The sequence below is a fragment of the Pseudoalteromonas rubra genome, from assembly GCF_004212645.1.
Classification (GTDB): domain Bacteria; phylum Pseudomonadota; class Gammaproteobacteria; order Enterobacterales; family Alteromonadaceae; genus Pseudoalteromonas; species Pseudoalteromonas rubra_G.
Map to the genome: position 1 here is coordinate 38246 of NZ_PPUZ01000024.1, position 19166 is coordinate 57411.

Here is a 19166-nt window from a genome sequence, read left to right on the forward strand (position 1 = left end):
ATTTGTGGAGTTGAAAATGTACCGCACTATTTTTAAACCTATTCTTGATTTTTTGGCTGCACTTATTCTTTTGGTTTTTTTTTCGCCAATTATTTTGATTTCATTTTTAATAATTAAATTTGAAGACCCAGATGGACCTGTGCTATTTAAGCAGAAGCGACTAGGTAAAGATTCTAAAGAGTTTCGGGTTTTTAAGCTCAGAAGTATGAAAGTATCAACTCATGACAAGGATGGCAATGAGTTATCCGATCATGAAAGAATGTTACGTTCGGGCGCACTTTTTAGAAAATTAAGTATTGATGAATTACCACAATTATTAAATATACTTAAGGGTGAGATGAGCTTTATAGGGCCAAGGCCTTTGCCAATAATATATGAGCCTTATTACAACGATGAGGAAAGGCGCAGGCATAATATAAAGCCAGGTATAAGTGGTTGGGCTCAAGTTAATGGTCGAAACAGTATAACCTGGGAAGATAAATTTAAGTTTGATGTCGAATATGTCGAAAAGTTAGGGTTGCTTTTTGATATTAAGATAGCACTTTTAACAATCTACAAAGTGTTCGCAAAGTCTGATGTTGTAGTTCGTGGAGACAGTACAAATGTAGACTTCCATACTTATAGGAAACAGCAGCAAAATGATAGGTAAGCGTTGGGAGGTTGGTAGTGAATATCACTTTGAAACAACTTCTTCCTCTGAATTTTATGAATGGCCAACGAGCTCTATATTCGTAGCGAGCGGAAGAACTCCTGTTCTATTACTCAAAGAGTTACTAGGTAATCAGGTGCTTCATTACCCCGATTTTTTTTGCTGGGATGTTATTAAGTTTTGGGAATCTCATGGTATCAAGACTAAGTCATATGATGTGAGCTTTACCGACGGGCGTTTTAAGGTTAACTTTAGCTCAGTACCCCTTCGCGGAGTCGTGCTTGCGGTCAACTTCTTTGGATGCGATGACAGTAAATCATGGCAGGACTTTAAGGCCGAAAATGATATTTTCCTCATTGAAGATCATACTCATTCGCCAGTTTCTGATTGGGTAAAAAACAGTAATGCTGATTATGCATTTTCATCATTGCGTAAAACACTCCCAATTTCTGATGGGTGTATTTTTTGGTCACCTAATTCAAGAGACTTACCTAATGCGGAGCTACCAGCTTTTAACTCAGCTATTAAAATCGAGGCAATGAAGCTAAAAACGGAGTATCTTGAAGGAGGAAACGTAGACAAGCAAGTTTTTCTGGATTTGTTCTCAGAAGGTGAATCTTGTATAGTTAAGAGTGAGCCAAGTGGAATTTCGAAGCAAGCTTTTACCCAAGTTTTTCGTGGGTACCCCGTTGACTATATCGTTACGAGGAAAAGGAATTTTGAGACATTTCTGAAGGCCCTGTCAGACGTTACCCTTAAACACATTAATCTACTGCACTATTCACACGCAGAAACCCCATTTGGAGCCATTTTTACATGCGAGACTGCTGCAGTGAGGGCAAGGCTCAGGCGCTATCTGATTGATAATAAAGTTTATTGTCCGGTACATTGGCCTCAGGAAAAGGGCAAAGTTACAGATAAAAGCTTCGCTTTGGCTGAGCGTATTATTACAATCCCTATTGATCAACGTTATTCTTTACAAGATGTTGTTTTGGTAGCTCAAATAATTAATAGATTTTTCGAAAATGAATGAATTTACAGTAATAACAGCAAAAGATGAGTGGCGAGAAGAGCTGAAGAATTACAGAGGGGACTGGTATCATAGCTGGGATTATCATCAAATTGCATCTAAAAGCAATGAAGGTAAGCCAATGCTTTTTGTGTTGACGAACGATTTAAATCAACGCTTGGCTTTGCCTTTGTTGCTTCGTGATATTACCGGAACGGACTACAAAGATATGACGTCAGTTTATGGTTACCCTGGTTTTTTGCTCTCAAGTGATAGTGCGATTGGTTTATTTGAAGAGTTTCAACAACGCTTATTTGATTGGGCTAATGGGAATTCCGTTGTTTCGATTTTCTCTCGTCTCAATTCATTAGTTGTAGATACAAAGTCTCTTGATGGCTGTTATTTAAGTGGTGAGACAGTCGTTGTTGACCTGACAATCGATGAAGATGAGCAACGTAAGCGATACCGTAAGAATTATCGCAACTTGCTGCGACGATTGGAGAGAGAAGGTTTTAGAGCTGATTGGTCTAATACGGATGAAAGCTTAAATGATTTTAAGCAAATCTATACAGAGACAATGAAAGGCCTAAACGCAGGAGATTATTACTTTTTTGACGATGCTTATTACAGTAATTTGTTAGATAGTAAAGATTTCGAGGTTAGAATTTACAATGTTTGGCTTGATGAGCTAAAAGTATGCTCTGGAATGTTCGTTTTTTGTGATGATATTGTTCAATATCATCTTAGTGGCACATTGAAAGAGTATAAAGAGTTAGCTCCCACACGTATGCTTATAGATAAAGCAAGAAAAGATGCAACTGAATTAGGGTATAAATATCTACATCTTGGTGGTGGTTTGGGTGCAGAGCGAGATAGCTTATTTAACTTCAAATTCGGCTTCTCGAAAGAGTCTATAGAGTTTTATGTATTTAAGAAAATAACAAATATGCAAGCATATAAAATGTTAAGCAACTTAGATGAAGATGATGCAGTGCCTGAAACAGGTTATTTTCCACTATATAGAAAGGTTAATTAATAATGTTAAATACTGATTTTTCGCCTTGGCCTAGCTTTACTCAAGAAGAAGCAAACGCGGTCAGTAGCGTAATTTTATCGAACAAAGTTAATTATTGGACAGGCACTGAAGGGCGCGAATTTGAAAGAGAATTTGCAACTTGGGCCGGTTGTGAATACGCAGTCGCATTAGGTAATGGCACCCTTGCTTTAGATATTGCTTTAAAAGCCTTAGGTATTGGTGAAGGTGACGAAGTTATTACAACTCCTCGTACATTCTTAGCATCGGCAAGCAGTATTGTAACAGCAGGGGCGTCCCCTGTATTTGCTGATGTCGACTTAAATAGTCAAGCAATTACAGCTTCATCTATTAAAGATGTATTAACTGCCAAAACTAAGGCAGTAATTGTCGTTCATTTGGCCGGTATGCCAGCCGAAATGGATGAGATTATGGCTTTAAGTGAAGAGTACGGTTTTTATGTAATTGAAGACTGCGCTCAAGCGCATGGCGCTAAGTATAAGGGCAGGTCAGTGGGTTCAATTGGTCATGTAGGGGCCTGGTCTTTCTGCCAAGATAAAATTATGACTACGGGCGGAGAAGGCGGGATGGTCACCACTAACTCGAAGGAGCTGTGGTCAAAAATGTGGAGCTATAAGGACCACGGGAAGAGCTTCGACGCAATTTATAATAGAGAACACCCTCCCGGTTTTAGGTGGTTACACGAAAGTTTTGGTACCAACTGGCGCATGACTGAAATGCAGGCCGTAATAGGCCGTATACAGCTGACTCGTATGACTGAATGGACAGAAAAACGCCAGAAAAATGCACAACTCATCGACAATGCACTTGGCGATCTGAGTGTTGTTAGGCTTGTAGAAGTACCCGATCACACAGAACATGCGGAATATAAACACTATGTATTTGTTCGCCCAGAGAATCTTGCCGATGGCTGGACTAGAGATAAAATAGTTCAAAATATTAGTGAGTTAGGAGTTCCTTGCTTTCAAGGAAGCTGTTCAGAGGTCTATCTTGAAAAGGCATTTGACGGCACTCCGTGGAGACCAAAAGAGCGTTTGAAGAACGCGGTAGAGCTTGGGGAAACCTCAATCATGTTTCTAGTCCACCCAACACTCACTAGTGAAGAAATGGTGAAAACCACAGCGGTCATCCGCGAAGTATTTACCAAGGCTTGTCGTTAGGTTGTCCAAGCCTTACCCTAAGCACAGTGTATTAAGTTGGCTAACTGTGCTTTTTTATATATCATTTATCATGCAACAATAAATATGTCTTTGTGGACCAAATGACTAAGCTTAAGGATGTTTCATGGATAGCTATTTGCGCTCAATGTTGAGTGCCTCTCGGGCAAAAAAGCGCCTAATTACTTTGTTTATTGATTCGTTGTTTATCATAAGTGCTTTCTGGCTTGCTTTGATAGTACGTCTCGATAGCTTTGAGCCATTGGTGTATAGCTATAACTGGCTTTTGTTGAGCCTCGTTCTTCCCATTAGCTTGTTTTCTTTTATCAACCTTGGTTTATATCGAGCGGTACTAAGATATGTTGGTGCACATGCAGTGGGAGCCATAGTTACAGGCACCGTCATTAGCACTGTTACGCTGGTGATATTGGCTTTTTTCCTGCAAATTAGCATTCCACGCACAATGCCGCTGATCTATGCATGGCTGGTTATTCTGTCAGTTGGTGGTTCCAGAATAATGGTAAGAGCAATGGTTGGCAGGCTTGCATCTGTCAATAAGCTACCAGTAGTTATTTATGGCGCTGGTGATGCTGGGAGGCAGCTGGCGACCGCGCTAGGAGCGGGACCTGATTACTATGTTACCGCATTCATCGACGACGACACTTATAAACATAACTCAATTATTCTGGGGATCCCGGTTGTTGCGTTTGAATCACTCTATAGGTTGATAGATGCAGGTAGAGTAAAAAAAATCCTTCTGGCATTACCCAGCGCATCAAGAGCCCGGCGCAAAGAGGTGCTTGCTAAGCTAGAAAAGCTACCTGTGGAAGTACTTACGATCCCTGGTATGGCTGCTGTGGTTGAAGGCAAAGCAAATCTGGATGAAATCAAGGACGTAGAAATCGAGGACTTACTTGGTCGTGATAGCGTTTCACCTAAATCTGAACTGATGACTGCAAATATTAAAGATAAATGTGTGATGGTTACTGGAGCTGGCGGGTCTATCGGATCTGAGTTATGCCGTCAAATCGTTGATAATCAACCTAGTAAGTTGGTCTTATTTGAGCTCTCAGAGTTCGCACTATACTCAATTGAAAAAGAACTCTCTGAAACTATCAGGAAGAAAGGGCTGGATATTGAGATTATACCAATCGTTGGCTCTGTACAACGAATTAACCGAACGGAAACATGCATGAAGGCCTTTGCTGTTGAGACTGTATATCATGCAGCAGCTTACAAACATGTTCCTCTAGTTGAACACAATGTTGTTGAGGGGGTGCGTAACAATGTATTTGGTACTTATTACGCAGCCAAAGCAGCTATTAATTCCGGCGTTAAAACTTTTGTTCTGATTTCCACAGATAAGGCGGTTAGGCCCACTAATGTAATGGGGGCGACCAAGCGCATGGCTGAATTGGTACTGCAAGGTTTAGCAAAAGGGCAAAATACAACCCGTTTTTGTATGGTGCGTTTCGGAAATGTGCTTGGTTCTTCAGGCTCGGTTGTGCCTTTATTTAGAAAGCAAATTAAACAAGGTGGTCCAATCACGTTAACTCATCCAGAGATAACGCGTTTCTTCATGACTATCCCAGAAGCTGCTCAGTTGGTTATTCAGGCCGGTGCCATGGGGAAGGGGGGAGATGTGTTTGTCCTTGATATGGGGGAATCGGTCAAAATAAAGGACTTGGCGGTAAAAATGGTGCACCTGTCCGGGCTTGAGGTAAAAAGTGAAACTAACCCACATGGTGATATAGAAATCAAATGTACTGGCCTAAGACCAGGAGAAAAGTTATATGAAGAGTTGCTGATCGGTGAGAATGTTGAACAGACCACCCATGAGCGGATTATGACTGCAAATGAAGTGATGTTGCCGCTAAAAGAACTTGAAGGTATTTTAGAGTCACTAGATAAGGCCTGCCATGATTTTGATCATGAGGTGATAAGACAGCTACTTTTGAAAGCGCCAACTGGATTCAATCCCACAGACGGTATTTGTGATCTCGTTTGGAATGCAAGGCAGAACGCCGAACCACAGCTTGAGAATAAGGTGGTTAATCTTAAGTAATAGGTTAGCTGAGTAGTATAATCGCTCGGCTATTTTTACTTTGCGGGTTTTAGGTTGTTAGGTTGCTTGTTACATTGTTCTAGCTATTTTGAAATGAGGAAGAAACTGGTGCACGCCATAATTCAGTCCTTTTTTGTTGTGTTTCAATATGACTATTGACCGTTAACTGTTTCTTTTTCACTCCCATTTATAAAGCTCTTAGTGTTATAGTAGCCGTAAATTTTCTCTACAACTGAATACCTTAACCGGACAGAGGACTATGTCTAAATTAACCCCTATTCTGGCAAGCAGCCTGTTATCTATATCGCTACCTAGTGGTGCCAGTGAGGCACCAAAAAACCACCAAAATTTTACTGGCTCTACAGGTTTAGTGAATACGCCCTCTGCAAAGGTTCTAGCGCCAGGCGTGATTGACATCGGTTATAACAACCAGCTCAATTTTAGGGGGGTAGACTATGTTGATGGTTACAATTATATTTTTTCGGCAGGTATGTGGCCTGGGTTAGAAATCAGTGGTCAGATTTCCAGCAGTAGCATGCATGACAATGGGTTTCTTTTAGCTGCGTTAGGTGACGATCAAGTTCGAGATTTATCCTTCAACGCTAAATATCAAATCCCTCTGATCCCCGACGATTGGTTTAATTTAGCCATTGGCGGGAAAGACATTGGTGGAGCCGCAAACCACTATGAATCTTACTTTGCTGTTGCCTCAAAAGACTGGCTAGACTTTCGCTTTTCGACCGGGATAAGCACCAGTAAAAGCGACATCGGTATGATGGATGGCGTGTTTGCGGGTGTTGAATGGCAGCCGCTTGAGTGGTTTGCATTGCAGCTTGAGCATGACGCGGAAGCGGTGAATGCGGCAGCGCGTGTGACAGTCCCTAAAGCCTGGCTGTTTGATCTTGGTACCCTGACGCTGACAAGTCGATTCTATAGCAACACAGATCACAGCGAAAAAGACACCTATTATGGCATTAATTTCTCTATGCCTTTATCTGAGCAATCCCGAGCGGACTATCAGGAAATAAAACCCGCGCCGGACAATGCAGGCGTGATAGCGCAATTGTCAGAGCAAGGCGTACAACGTACGAAACCACCTAAAGCTACTCCTCCTAAATCGGTGAATTTAGACACAAAAACACAAAGTAATGACCTAAGTTTGACTCAGGAAGTCAATGTCGGTGAATTGAACACTGAGATCCGGGCTCTTAAGCAGGCGCTGGTTGCAGATGGGTTCGAGAATGTTCAGGTGGGTATGAATCGTGAACCTGTTATTGTTGTGAAGTTCGAAAACCCAGTATTCAACCGCAATGATATTGACGCCATAGGGGTTGTGCTGGGCCGAGTCGCACAATATATCAGTAATGATAGTGCGAGCTACACAGTTCAGCTGAGCAAGCATGATATTCCATTGCTGTCCTTGTCAGGACAAGTGAGCAGTTATCGACAATTTATTACTGAGGGGACCTCGCCAGGTGTTGTCATTCGTCAGGGGATGATGGATGTGCCGGGCGGTGTTGCCTGGATTGGTGATGGCTCCGTGAACAGCCCTTACTTCAAGCCGCGTCTGACCATAGGCCCCGCATTGAGTTCAACCTATGCGACAGAATTGGGTGTGTATGACTTTTCATTGGCGCTCAGAGCGGATCTGGAAATCCCGCTATGGCGTGGCGCGGGTGTTAACATCACAGCACAAACTGTGGTTGCAGACACTGAAGACTTCGAGCCGGGTGATACCTTTGAGTCTCGCCGTGAGCAAAATGGCCTGGAGCGTGCCATTTTCTATCAAACATTTGATTTGCCATTTGGTTTATATAACCAAACCCAGGTCGGCTTTTTCAGGGAGTACTATGATTACACAGGCATTATTAATGAAACTGCCTGGGTAAGCCCGTCAGGTCGCCATAAGTTGTATAATACGTATGGCTTCTTTGACTATGAAGACTTTGATGGCGATCGTGACTACCATGTTATGGGATATCAGTACCATTGGGTTGAGCAAGATATTTCATTCCACCTGTCCGGGGGCGAGTTCTGGCAGCGTGATAAAGGAATGAAAGTAGAGACCAAATTCTGGTTTGGTGACAGCTATGTGTCAGTCTACGCCTACGATACGGACGTACAGGTTGCAGGTATTTCTTTCAGTATTCCACTGACACCGAGAAAAGACATGGCAGTATCTGAGTATGGTCAGGTGAAGGGTAATCAGGCATGGCGTCATGGTGTGAGCACACGTATTAGCGACGAGCATAACGCGTTAGTGTATAAGAAGGCCTATACACCTGAAACTTCTATCAGCTTAGATCGCACCTACTTTAACCAGGGCCGATTGTCTGGCAGTTATGTCTATGCCAACCTGGCCAGACTGCGCGAAGCGTATCTGACCTTTAAATAATCCCACCGTTAAAGCCGGGCTGATCTTATAATCAGCCCGGACAACCGGCATCCTGCTACCGCCTTCTTTGAACGTTTTATCTGCAACGCATCAGTAACTGTGATCTATCACAAATAAATTCAGTTTGATGACAAAAATCTGAAATTTATGCTTGAGAATTGTGTCTTTCGCTCCAATACTTAGTTATAGGTAAACAACAAAAGGGAGCGCTTATGAAAATTAATCTTTCAGGCCACCATGTAGATATGACAGAAGCAGTAAAACAACACGTTGATGAAAAGTTTGCCAAAGTCGCTAACCACTTCCCGTCGCTGTTGTCGATAGACGTCATAGTCAGTAAGGAACACAAGAAATTTTATACTGAGATCAACACTAATTATTCAGGAGCCCGGATATCCGTAAGAGGAGAAGATGACGTCATGTATCCGGCCATTGCAAATGCAGCTAAAAAACTAGACGCTGCACTGAAACACAGAAAAGGCCAGCTAAAGGCCAACAAACACGAAAAACCTGTGAGCACGACGCCGCCTATCGCCCATGAAATCATTCAGGAAATGAACCTGAATTAGAGATAGAAACAAAGAAGCCACCCAAGCGGTGGCTTCATTCGTAATGCCCTTCACACAGCCCCGTCAAAGCCCATCTGGCGCCAGGACTCATAAACGAATACAGACACCGCATTAGACAGGTTCATGCTTCTGCTGTCTGGTCGCATGGGGATCCGCAGCCGCTGCTCAGGTGGCAATGAGAAAATGATATCTTCCGGCAAGCCCCGTGTTTCAGGACCAAACAACAGGCAGTCACCACTTTGATAGTCTGGTTCATGATGATAACGCGTGCCTTTTGTTGTACAGGCAAACACTCTGTTTGGCTTGCGCGCTGCTAGGTAGTCCTCCAGTGAAGCATAGCGCTTTACGTCACTGAACTCATGATAATCCAGTCCGGCACGCCTGACCCGCTTGTCGTCCCAGTCAAAGCCCAGAGGCTCAATAAGATGCAAAGAAAACCCGGTATTGGCACACAAGCGAATGATGTTGCCTGTATTGGGGGGAATTTCAGGTTGATATAATACGATGTCTAACATGGAAAACCTCAAAGTGATATTGCCTGCAGTATAGCGCATCCTGCATGAGGGCTAAAAGTCGTGGTGATAGCTGAGCTGATATAAGCAGGATCGTCAGTCTAACTATTCAATCCAGCGTCACTAATTTTTCATTTTCATGACTTACACTATAAGATAAGCCTAACCCGGAGTTTAACGAGGTTGTTGAGGTAATAGGTGACCCATAATTATGACTTTTTAGTTCGATTTTCCAGTATCTTTACACTGGTCATGGCGGCGCTGATGATAGCGGCCAAGGCCTGGGCGTGGCTGGCGTCCGGCAGCGCGGCGATGCTGGGATCGCTCACTGACTCTCTGCTTGATGTCAGTGCATCTATGATGAGCTTTTTGGTGCTGAGCTATGCGCTTCGCCCCGCTGATGACGATCATCGCTTCGGCCACGGTAAAGCTGAGGCTCTGGCTGGACTCGGGCAGGCTGCGTTTATTGCGGGCTCTGCCTGTCTTTTGACCTTTCATGGTATCGAGCGCTTATTTAACCCGGTAACCATTCAGCACAGCCTGCTGGGGGTCTGGGTCAGTCTGTTTGCCGTCGTCTGTACATTTGCGGTGGTCGTGGTACAGCATCAGGTTGTAAAGCGTACTCAGTCAATCGCTATTAAAGCCGACTCCTTACATTATAAAGGGGATATTCTCCTTAACCTGGCAGTGCTGACGGCCTTATTGCTGAGTCACTGGCAGGTGCAGCATGCAGACGCTTTGTTTGCCATAGGGGTTGCGGCCTACTTGCTCTATAACTGCTGGGAAATCGCCCGGGAGAGCGCAGATCACCTGATGGACAAAGAGCTACCCGATGAAGAAAAAACTGAGATTATTCTGCTGGCGTCCAGCCATGATGAGGTTTATGGGGTGCACGATTTGAGAACCAGGCAAAGTGGCAAAGTGAAGTTTGTACAATTGCACCTGGAGCTGGACGACCATATTCCGCTAGCCCGCGCACATCAGATCAGCGATGAAGTGGTGGCCCATATTAAAGCGGCGTTTGAATCGGAAATGGACATTCTGATCCATCAGGATCCCGTGTCACTGGCGGTATCACCGGCCACATAGTCAGACATAGAGGGGGCTGTTGCGGGTCCCTGTTTGATGAGCTGGTGGGCAAACGTATAAAACTGCTTCAGTACAGCCCGTCTGATTGGGTCCACCTCACACAATAGCTCGTGTTTACCTGGGTAATGGTGTAACTGGCAGCTGGTATTGTTGGCCGCAAAATGCGCATGGGCGGCAGGGCAAACAATGCTGTCATGTTGTGCGCTGGCGATGCTTACAGGCAGATCAATGCGTTGCCGTGCCATGCTCTGTGTAAATTGCAGCGCCTGCTGCAACCAGCGAAAACTCACCCCGCCCAGCTGTAAGCCAGGATACTGCTGATATAACTGCCTGAATAACGAATAGCGCACCTCGCACTGCGTCAGTTCATTGTCTGCAAAAGCTTTGGGCAAGTAGTCTGCCTGACCGACGGCGTAACCTTGTCCCAGCCCCAGCGCACAGGCTGTTGTGGCAATCCCCTGAGCAAGCCAGGCCGGGTAGGGCGCTGTGTTAATCGCAAACATAGGCGCGCTGAGAAAGGTACCAACGACGGGGCTACTGTAACGTGTGAGATAATCGCAGGTGATAGCGCCGCCCATAGAGTGGGCCAGAATCACGCTCTGTCCGTGCCACTGAGGTAAGACGACCTGATTGATGAAAGCATCAAGACAATCACCATATTGCGCAAAACGTTCAATATAGCCAATGTGCAGGTTGTCAAGAAAACGGCCAGACAGACCCTGACCAGGATGGTCATAGGTAAAAACGGCAACCTGATTGCGGCTAAACTCCCAGATCAACTCCTGATACTTATGTGCCGATTCTATCCGGCCGTTGACCAGTATGACGGCAAATCGGGCGTGCTCGGGTATATGGCAGGCATAAAAAAGCGGCCCGATAAGGCTGTCAAAGGTGCCTTTCTGGCACGCTTGCCAGTGCGCTTCTATTTGCGCCAGATTATCGGATAAGTGCTTACTTTCGCTATAAAACATGCTTGTCTATTGGCAGCTCTACGGTGACACGCAGACCATCGTGATTACTAAACTGAATACGACCATGATGCACTTTTATGGCATGTTGCGCAATTGCCAGTCCCAGGCCAAATCCGCCTGAGCCCGCAATGCCCTCTGGTGTGCGTGACTCTGAGGCTCTGAAAAAAGGAATGCAGAGTTTTTCCAGCATGGCGTCGCTGACTCCCGGCCCGTCATCACAAATTGTTACGCTCAGCCGGTTGTTATCACACTGCGCATTCAGCGTAACTCGTTTGCTTGCGTACTTTATGGCGTTTCGCAATATGTTCTCAAACGCGCGACCAAGTAGCATGTCATCCACCGTCAGGGTGAGCTCTGGTAATGTTTCCCAGCTCACCTCTTTGCCCAGTTGCTGGCTCTCAAAGCTGGCATCGTCAAGAATGGGGTCCAGCAATTCAGCCAGTGATATAGCATGCAGGCTCAATTGCTGCTGCTGAGATTCCAGTCGCGATAATTGCAGGATATCACTCAGCATATGTTCAAGCAGATGTGCCTCTTTCTCAACTCTTTGCAGATAGGGCATAAGTGGCTCAGGTGCTTTATCACTGGCAATCCCATTTGCCATCTGCAGGCGCGTGAGCGGCGATCTGAGCTCATGAGAGATATCTGCCAGCAGGCGCTTTTGTTGTGTAACATGTGCCTCGAGGTGGCTGGCCATCAGGTCAAAGTCTTTGCCCAGCTGCCCCAACTCGTCCTGGCGTGAGGTGCTGATGTTTGCGCGCGTATCCAGTTTTCCCTGTGCCAGTGCCGCAGCGGCTTGTTGTAACTGCCTGACTGGCTTGAGCAGGCCACGGGTAAACCACAGGCTAAAGCCAAAGCTGGCGAGGAGTAGGATCAGTATCTTCACCCATGTCGGTAGTAATCTGATCTTTGTTAGCACCCGGGGATCGCGGTGATCCATCAGCTGAAAAAGCTGATACGATTCGCCCTGCAGCCGAATATCCAGCGGGCCAAACGCCCGGTATTGCTCCGTGTCAACAACTTGCGGGGGCGCATTAACAGTAAAGTTCAGAAGTGACAAATCCCACTCCTGCAAGGCTGGGTGACCCAGCACACTTTTCAATTCGTCGCTGTGGCGTAAGTAAATTTTTGGCCCGTGGCTACGGTTACGACCGGGCAGTAAGTTTGTAAGTGGCTGACCTGGGCGGTTGTCAGCGCGGCGTTCCAGAGTACGTTGCAGATGATGCAGATTCTTGAGCATCGCCGGACTTAGCTGGCGAGTTTCTAATAGCTTGGGTTGCAACAGGCTGACACTCATCAGCAGCACTAAAGTGGCGGCAATCGTTCCCCAAAACCACATGAATACTTTTATTAGTAAGTACTTCCTCATTCTATGCCTTTAGGAAAATATAGCCTGAGCCACGTAAGGTTTTGATATAGGTATGCGAACTATGCTGCGCGATTTTCTTTCTGACATTGCTGACATGCATATCAACCGATCTGTCGTAGGGTGCTAAAGGGCGGCCAAGTACAGTGTGTGACAGAGTTTGTTTAGTCACTGGCTGACCGGCTGATTTAATCAGCTGATGCAGCATTTCGTATTCCGTGCCAGTTAATGGCAGTGGCGTGCCTTTTATACTGGCTGTACGTGACGCCAGGTCCAACTCCAGATCCTGATATTTGAAACTGGGTGCCACTGTATTGTGCAGCAGATGTGCGACGCGCCGGGTGATGGCTTTGATCCGTGCCAGCAGCTCTCTGTGGTTAAAGGGTTTGGGGATGTAGTCATCTGCGCCCAGCTCCAGACCGAAAATACGATCGAAATCATCGCCTTTGGCCGTCAGCATGATCACCGGCGTCATTTTTTTTGCGCGTAATGCTTTAAGCACTTCAAAGCCGTCCAGCTGGGGCAGCATGACATCAAGCAGGATCACATCAAACTCTCTGGTTAGTGCTGTATCCAGCCCCTCTGTGCCGGTATGAGCGGTATAAACATCGCATCCTTCGTTTTGCAGATACTCCTGCAAGAGTTCACACAGGCCCCGGTCATCGTCAATTATCAGTACATTCGCGCTCATACTGTTACTCAGTTTCTGTTCCTGTGCTTATCTTACCTTACTATAGAAGTAAGGTGACTGACTTTACACTTCTTTACGCTTAATAGATTAAGGCGGATTTGCGAATGTGTGGGAGCTGAAACAGCACTTGACAAAACTTTACACAGCCTTGACGTTGCTTTGCTCTGGCGTTGCTAAAGTGGTATCCAGCTTAACAGGAGACGCTATTATGAATACACAGACCAAAACCAAAATCCGTTATACACTTAAAGCACTGTTAATGGCCTCAGTGCTGGCCGGCAGTGGTGCTGCACTGGCTGATACCGACGTCAATGAGACACAGCCCAGAGCAATGAGCGAGAAGCCGATGAAAAGCCTGGGTCACATACTGCTGTCAAAGCGTGCGGTAAAGCACCTGGGTTTGACTCAAAGCCAGCAGGATGAATTAAAAAATCTTTTTGACGCGCAGCGCGAGCAGGTGAAAAGCTTGCGTGGTGACAAAGACAAAGGTGAGCACCATGAAGCGTTTAAGTCACTGATTGAGGACGAACAATTCGACAAAGCGCAGGCACAATTGTTACTGGAGCAATTTCAGCCACAAAAGCGTGAGATGATGCTTATCCGGCTGGAAACACAGCACAAGGTGTATCATATTTTAACTGAAGAGCAGCGCGCTAAACTCAAGCAACTGCGTCACAAGCGCATGGCCAAAAAGCACCATCAACACCAGTCCTCGTAACGATTATGAAAAGGTAAACTGCCCGGATGACTACCGGGCAGGGCTTATTCTTTAAAGAAATTATCGTCGTTTTTGGCCAGCATTGCTTCCAGATCTTCCACCATATCTCTGGCAGCTTCCGGCGACAGATCGGCACTGTTGAGTGGCGTTGAGATTTTATTGTTCTCTTCAGACCACTCACCTAAATCTATAAGCTGGCAACGTTTAGAGCAAAAGGGACGATGTGGGCTTTGCGCCGACCAGACCACGGCAGCCTGGCAAGTAGGACATTTTACAGAAACAGGCATAAGCACCTCAGCATAACTCATTTTCTCTATTGTACTGTGTGGTCGCCTGGCCGTCACGGGTCGCAGACTAATTAGTAACTGGTTACCCGGTTAATCTCAGCCAGAGAGGTGATCCCATCGGATGCTTTTTTCAACCCTGACTGACGCAGATTCGCAAAACCCTGGCTCGCGGCAAGCTCGGCAATTTCCAGTGAGTTACCGCCTTCCATAATGGCATGTGAGATTTCTGGTGTGATCTTCATCACTTCATAAATACCGACCCGGCCCTTGTAACCATCGGTACAATGATCGCATCCTTTGGGAGCATAGAGGGTCATATTCTGAATCTGCTCAGCAGTAAAGCCCTGGCGTTGCAGCTCTTCGGTGGGTAATTGCTCTGGCTCTTTGCACTTGGGGCATAAACGGCGAGCCAGTCGCTGAGCGATGATCAGGCTGACTGAGCTGGCCACGTTATAGGCTGGTACACCCATGTTGAGCAAGCGAGTGAGGGTTTCTGAGGCTGAGTTGGTGTGCAGGGTACTCATCACCAGGTGGCCTGTTTGGGCAGCCTTGATGGCGATTTCTGCGGTTTCCAGGTCACGGATCTCACCAACCATGACGACATCGGGGTCCTGACGCAGGAATGCCCGCAATGCATTGGCAAAGGTCATATCTGCTTTGGTGTTGATCTGTACCTGATTAATACCTTCGAGATTGATCTCCACCGGATCTTCCGCAGTACTGATGTTACGCTCTGGCTTATTGAGGATATTCAGGCCGGTATAAAGCGACACCGTTTTACCCGAGCCCGTTGGGCCGGTGACCAGGATCATCCCCTGTGGCTGCTCAAGGGCATTTAGATACATGCTCTTCTGATCCGCTTCATAACCGAGCGCTTCAATGCCCAGCTTGGCGGCGGATGAATCTAAGATCCGCATCACGATTTTCTCACCCCACATGGTTGGCAGGGTACTGACACGAAAGTCTATGCTCTTGCGCTCGGAGATTTTCAGCTTGATACGGCCATCCTGTGGCTTGCGTTTTTCCGCGATATCCAGGTGAGACATCACCTTGATACGGGCTGACAGGCGGCTGGAGAGAGCATGAGGCGGACTGGCCATTTCATGCAGCAAACCGTCGATACGAAAGCGCACCCGGTACTTCTTTTCATAGGGTTCAAAGTGCAGATCCGATGCGCCCTTTTTGATCGCATCCATGAGGATCTTATTGATATAAACGATGATAGGGGCATCGTCTTTTTCTTCATCGTTGTTTTGTGCTTTGGGTTCGTCCTCGACATCCAGGCTGGCGAACTCTTTAAATTCATCCTCACTCAGGCTGAGGCTGCTGTTATCGTCAAACAGTTGGTCAATTTTGTGGTCGAGCAGTTTGTAGTCAACAACCACAACCTCACATTGCAAACCGGTGCTGAATTCAAAGTTCTCGAAGGCCCCGTAATCGGTGGGATCTGAGGTCGCAATAAAGAGTTTTCGATCCTTTTTCACCAGCGGCAGCAAATGGTGCTGGCGAATGAGCTTTTCTTTGACCAGCTCTTTAGGAACCTGAGTAATGTCAAAGCCGCTCAGATCAAAATAGGGCACCCTGAACAAATCAAGGCACTGCTCGGCCATCTCCTGACTGCTCATGCCACTACACAGACAAATGAGCTCTGCCGTTGAGTGGGCATCGGCTTGTTTGGCTTTGACCTGCTCAGCAGTGAGTTTGCCAAGGGTAATAAACTTTCTCAGTAATGGCGAGTGATGTTCCATAATGCTCTTAAGACTTCAACGAGTTACACTAAATGTAGCAAAAAATACGGTGATCCGGGTAGCGAATTAACGGCAAACCGGGCTGGATGTGAGCGGGTGCTCCACTCATCATGCATGATTGGCCTCTGCAAGCTGTAAAAAGCTTTTATGTAAGGCGGTAAGTTGTGCTTGCATCGCTTCAAGCGGTTGGTTGTTGTCGAGAATAAAGTCGGCTTTTGCGCGTTTATCGGCTCTGCTCATTTGCGCTGCAATGATCTGCTCAACTTGCTGCTGGTGGGCATTGTCTCGCGCGCAGGTGCGCGCTATCTGCACCTCCACAGGCACATCGACGAGCAGGGTTTTATCGCAGTATTTATCCAGCGTATTCTCAAACAGCAAAGGCGCCGATAAAATCACATAATCGCTGTCAGCGTGCGCCAATTGTGCCAGCAGCTGAGTGCGGATCATCGGATGGAGCAAGCTGTTCAGCCAGTTTTTTTCATCTTCGTCGGCAAAGATGATTGCACGCAGCGCCTGGCGGTCCAGCATGCCTTCCTCTGTGAGGATGTGCTTACCGAAATGGGCCACAATGGCTTCCAGCCCTTGGCTGCCTGGTTCGACTACCTCTCTTGCCACTACATCGGCATCCACAACGCAGATCCCTTTTTGGCTGAGGTAGTCAGATACAGTGGTTTTACCGGCACCGATCCCGCCGGTTAAGCCTAAGATCCAGTTGGCCATGGGTTATGCTCCTAACAACGAAAGATACCAGCGACTTAGCTGCTCACCATATAACAGTGTCAGCCATCCGGCAATGGCCAGGTAAGGGCCAAAGGGGATTGGAGTCGCTTTGTCTTTGCCTTGCACGGCCAGTTGAGTTGCACCAATGACGGCGCCAACCACGCTGGATAACAAAACAATAATGAGCAGTGACTGCCAGCCCATCAGCGCGCCAAAGACTGCCAGCAGTTTAAAGTCGCCAAAGCCCATACCTTCTTTACCTGTGAGTAGCTTAAACGCCCAGTAAATGCTCCACAGACTCAGATAACCCACAGCTGCGCCTGTGATGGCTTCGGCGGGAGGAATGGTGATGCCCGCGACGGCGGCCAGCAGGGTAAACCAGAGCAAGGGCAAAGTGAGCTGATCGGGCAGCAGCATGTGGTCAATATCGATAAAGATCAGGGCTATCAGTACCCAGGTCACCAGCAAATACACCAAAGCCTGTGGGGTAGCGGAAAAGTGCCAGGCCAGCCAGAGCGACGCTGCGCCGGTCAGTAGCTCAACCAGCGGATAACGTTTTGCAATGGGGGTTTGGCAGTAAGCGCATTTGCCCCCCAGGAATATCCAGCTGAGTAGCGGAATATTGTGCTGAAGTTTTATTTTTGTGTTGCACTTGGGACAGGTTGAGCCCGGTGTCATCAGGTTGAATGTAGCGGGTTCGCTTTGCTCGGGCGCCTGCTCCAGAATGACCCGGCATTCGGCCTGCCAGTTACGTTGCATCATCACGGGCAGGCGGTAGATCACCACGTTTAAAAAGCTGCCGATACACAGGCTGGTTAGTGCGACAGTGAGCAGCCAAAACCAGGTTTGCTGCTCCATAAGGTGCCAAACTTCTTGCATAATAAAGTCTTTGTTATTGTTAAATGACGGTGCCGAGCTGGAATATAGGTAAATACATAGCAACAATCAAGCCGCCAACCAGCACGCCCAGGATCACCATAATCATAGGTTCGAGTAATGACGACAGCCCATCGACCGCATCATCTACTTCCTGCTCATAAATACTGGCCACTTTTGCCAGCATGCTGTCGAGTGCGCCAGACTCTTCTCCGATAGACACCATTTGAACCACCATATCGGGAAAGATCTTGGCATTACGCATGGCCCAGTTCATCTGATTACCTGAGCTGACTTCACCTTTAATGTCTAAGATGGCATTTTTGTAGATGATATTTCCGGAAGCTCCGGCGGCGGACTCAAGCGCATTGACCAAAGGCACGCCTGCTGCAAAGGTGGTTGATAAGGTTCTGGCGTAGCGGGCAACGGCCGCTTTTTTGAGTATTTCGCCAATGGCTGGGATCTGTAGCACCATGCGGTCGTTAAAATGGCGCACTGCGGCGCTGCGTTGCAGGGCTTCTTTGTACGCATACCCGGCACCGCCAAGACCAATTAGGAATAACCACCAGTATTCTTGCATAAATTCAGAAATACCCAGTACCATCAGGGTAAAGCCTGGCAGTTCTGCTCCGAAGCCGGTAAAAATTTCTTCAAACTGGGGCACAACAAATATCAATAGGATGGAGGTCACGATCAAAGCAACGGAAAGCACTGCAATGGGGTAAAACATCGCCTTTTTAATTTTAGACTTAAGTGCTTCGGCTTTTTCTTTATACAGGGCAACCCGGTCAAAGATCCGATCCAGCGCCCCTGATTGCTCGCCCGATTCAACCAGATCGCAGTATAGCTCATCGAAATATTTGGGATGGCTGCGCAGCGACTTGGCCAGTGGCTGACCAGCTTTTACTTCATCGGCAATGTGGGTGATAAGCTTACTGAGGCTTTTGTTCTTTGCCCCCGACGCAATCATATCCAATGCCTGCACTAATGCCACCCCTGCGGTCAGCATAGTGGCAATCTGCCGGGTGACGACGGCAATGTCTTTAGGGGTAATTTTTTGGGTGCTGCTTAACCCGAATAACGGCTTAGGTTTGCGCTTTACTTTAGAGGGCGTGATCCCTTGTTTGCGCAATTGCGCTTTAACCAGGGCGACACTGGTGCCGGTGAGCTCGCCTTGCAGGCGTTTACCACGGGCGCTTACGCCGACCCAAATAAAGGTATCGACTTTGGCAGCGTTTTTGTCGGGTTGATTCATAAGGAGCTTACTTGCAAGAGAGCAAAGCCCTCCTG

18 protein-coding genes are annotated in these 19166 nt (G+C 46.8%); 9 read left to right on the forward strand and 9 right to left on the reverse strand.

The genetic code is table 11. The features are described 5' to 3' along the window. Window positions 1–16: 16 nt before the first annotated feature. The 7 genes from C3B51_RS09330 (at window position 17) to hpf (ending at window position 8898) form a co-directional block, all read left to right on the forward strand. Window positions 17–649: a sugar transferase gene (locus C3B51_RS09330; RefSeq protein ID WP_130244874.1), complete on the forward strand. Its 633-nt coding sequence runs from the start codon at window positions 17–19 to the stop codon at window positions 647–649. Continuing rightward, on the forward strand, window positions 639–1682 hold the full coding sequence (locus C3B51_RS09335) for a hypothetical protein (RefSeq protein ID WP_130244875.1): 1044 nt from the start codon (window positions 639–641) through the stop codon (window positions 1680–1682). Before C3B51_RS09330 ends, C3B51_RS09335 begins: the two co-directional genes overlap by 11 nt. Continuing rightward, complete coding sequence (locus C3B51_RS09340) at window positions 1675–2694, forward strand: GNAT family N-acetyltransferase (RefSeq protein ID WP_130244876.1); 1020 nt, start codon at window positions 1675–1677, stop codon at window positions 2692–2694. The genes C3B51_RS09335 and C3B51_RS09340 overlap by 8 nt, the downstream gene beginning before the upstream one ends. 2 nt (window positions 2695–2696) lie before the next feature. After that, the gene (locus tag C3B51_RS09345) at window positions 2697–3872 is read left to right on the forward strand and encodes a DegT/DnrJ/EryC1/StrS family aminotransferase (protein WP_130244877.1); all 1176 of its coding nucleotides are present in this window, start codon (window positions 2697–2699) and stop codon (window positions 3870–3872) included. A gap of 124 nt (window positions 3873–3996) precedes the next feature. After that, window positions 3997–5934, forward strand: a complete 1938-nt coding sequence (locus tag C3B51_RS09350; RefSeq protein WP_130244878.1) for a polysaccharide biosynthesis protein — start codon at window positions 3997–3999, stop codon at window positions 5932–5934. Between the two features lie 259 nt (window positions 5935–6193). Next, window positions 6194–8329: a YjbH domain-containing protein gene (locus C3B51_RS09355; protein WP_130244879.1), complete on the forward strand. Its 2136-nt coding sequence runs from the start codon at window positions 6194–6196 to the stop codon at window positions 8327–8329. A gap of 212 nt (window positions 8330–8541) precedes the next feature. Beyond that, window positions 8542–8898 carry a ribosome hibernation-promoting factor, HPF/YfiA family gene (hpf, locus tag C3B51_RS09360; protein WP_054014760.1) on the forward strand — a complete coding sequence of 119 codons (357 nt, stop codon included), beginning with the start codon at window positions 8542–8544 and terminating at the stop codon, window positions 8896–8898. Between the two features lie 50 nt (window positions 8899–8948). On the opposite strand, the gene trmL is transcribed toward hpf, so the two are convergent. After that, complete coding sequence (trmL, locus tag C3B51_RS09365) at window positions 8949–9413, reverse strand: tRNA (uridine(34)/cytosine(34)/5-carboxymethylaminomethyluridine(34)-2'-O)-methyltransferase TrmL (protein ID WP_125717079.1); 465 nt, start codon at window positions 9411–9413, stop codon at window positions 8949–8951. A gap of 195 nt (window positions 9414–9608) precedes the next feature. Between trmL and C3B51_RS09370 the strand changes: the two genes are divergently transcribed. After that, on the forward strand, window positions 9609–10499 hold the full coding sequence (locus tag C3B51_RS09370) for a cation diffusion facilitator family transporter (RefSeq protein ID WP_276319648.1): 891 nt from the start codon (window positions 9609–9611) through the stop codon (window positions 10497–10499). On the opposite strand, the gene C3B51_RS09375 is transcribed toward C3B51_RS09370, so the two are convergent. The 3 genes from C3B51_RS09375 to C3B51_RS09385 are packed head-to-tail and all read right to left on the reverse strand — an operon-like array spanning window position 10460 to window position 13527. After that, entirely contained in the window at window positions 10460–11470 is a 1011-nt protein-coding gene (locus C3B51_RS09375) for an alpha/beta fold hydrolase (RefSeq protein ID WP_130244880.1), read from the reverse strand. The two genes, C3B51_RS09370 and C3B51_RS09375, sit on opposite strands and share 40 nt — an antisense overlap. Beyond that, window positions 11460–12809 (reverse strand): ATP-binding protein, encoded by a 1350-nt coding sequence (locus tag C3B51_RS09380; RefSeq protein WP_240701878.1) that lies wholly within the window; start codon window positions 12807–12809, stop codon window positions 11460–11462. Before C3B51_RS09380 ends, C3B51_RS09375 begins: the two co-directional genes overlap by 11 nt. Window positions 12810–12840: 31 nt before the next feature. After that, window positions 12841–13527 (reverse strand): response regulator transcription factor, encoded by a 687-nt coding sequence (locus C3B51_RS09385; RefSeq protein WP_130244882.1) that lies wholly within the window; start codon window positions 13525–13527, stop codon window positions 12841–12843. Window positions 13528–13735: 208 nt separating this feature from the next. On the opposite strand from C3B51_RS09385, the gene C3B51_RS09390 reads away from it, so the two are divergent. Beyond that, a complete protein-coding gene (locus tag C3B51_RS09390) occupies window positions 13736–14245 on the forward strand; it encodes a Spy/CpxP family protein refolding chaperone (RefSeq protein WP_130244883.1) in 510 nt (169 codons plus the stop codon). 44 nt (window positions 14246–14289) lie between these two features. Here C3B51_RS09390 and yacG read toward each other — a convergent pair whose 3' ends face one another. The 5 genes from yacG to C3B51_RS09415 form a co-directional block, all read right to left on the reverse strand. Then, window positions 14290–14532: a DNA gyrase inhibitor YacG gene (gene yacG / locus C3B51_RS09395; RefSeq protein ID WP_125717084.1), complete on the reverse strand. Its 243-nt coding sequence runs from the start codon at window positions 14530–14532 to the stop codon at window positions 14290–14292. A 71-nt stretch (window positions 14533–14603) separates the two neighbouring features. Continuing rightward, window positions 14604–16280, reverse strand: a complete 1677-nt coding sequence (pilB, locus tag C3B51_RS09400; protein WP_130244884.1) for a type IV-A pilus assembly ATPase PilB — start codon at window positions 16278–16280, stop codon at window positions 14604–14606. A 108-nt stretch (window positions 16281–16388) separates the two neighbouring features. Then, complete coding sequence (gene coaE, locus C3B51_RS09405; protein WP_125717086.1) at window positions 16389–17000, reverse strand: dephospho-CoA kinase; 612 nt, start codon at window positions 16998–17000, stop codon at window positions 16389–16391. A gap of 3 nt (window positions 17001–17003) precedes the next feature. Next, window positions 17004–17879 carry a prepilin peptidase gene (locus C3B51_RS09410; RefSeq protein WP_130244885.1) on the reverse strand — a complete coding sequence of 292 codons (876 nt, stop codon included), beginning with the start codon at window positions 17877–17879 and terminating at the stop codon, window positions 17004–17006. Between the two features lie 19 nt (window positions 17880–17898). Next, window positions 17899–19131: a type II secretion system F family protein gene (locus tag C3B51_RS09415; RefSeq protein WP_046006255.1), complete on the reverse strand. Its 1233-nt coding sequence runs from the start codon at window positions 19129–19131 to the stop codon at window positions 17899–17901. Window positions 19132–19166 lie beyond the last annotated feature (35 nt).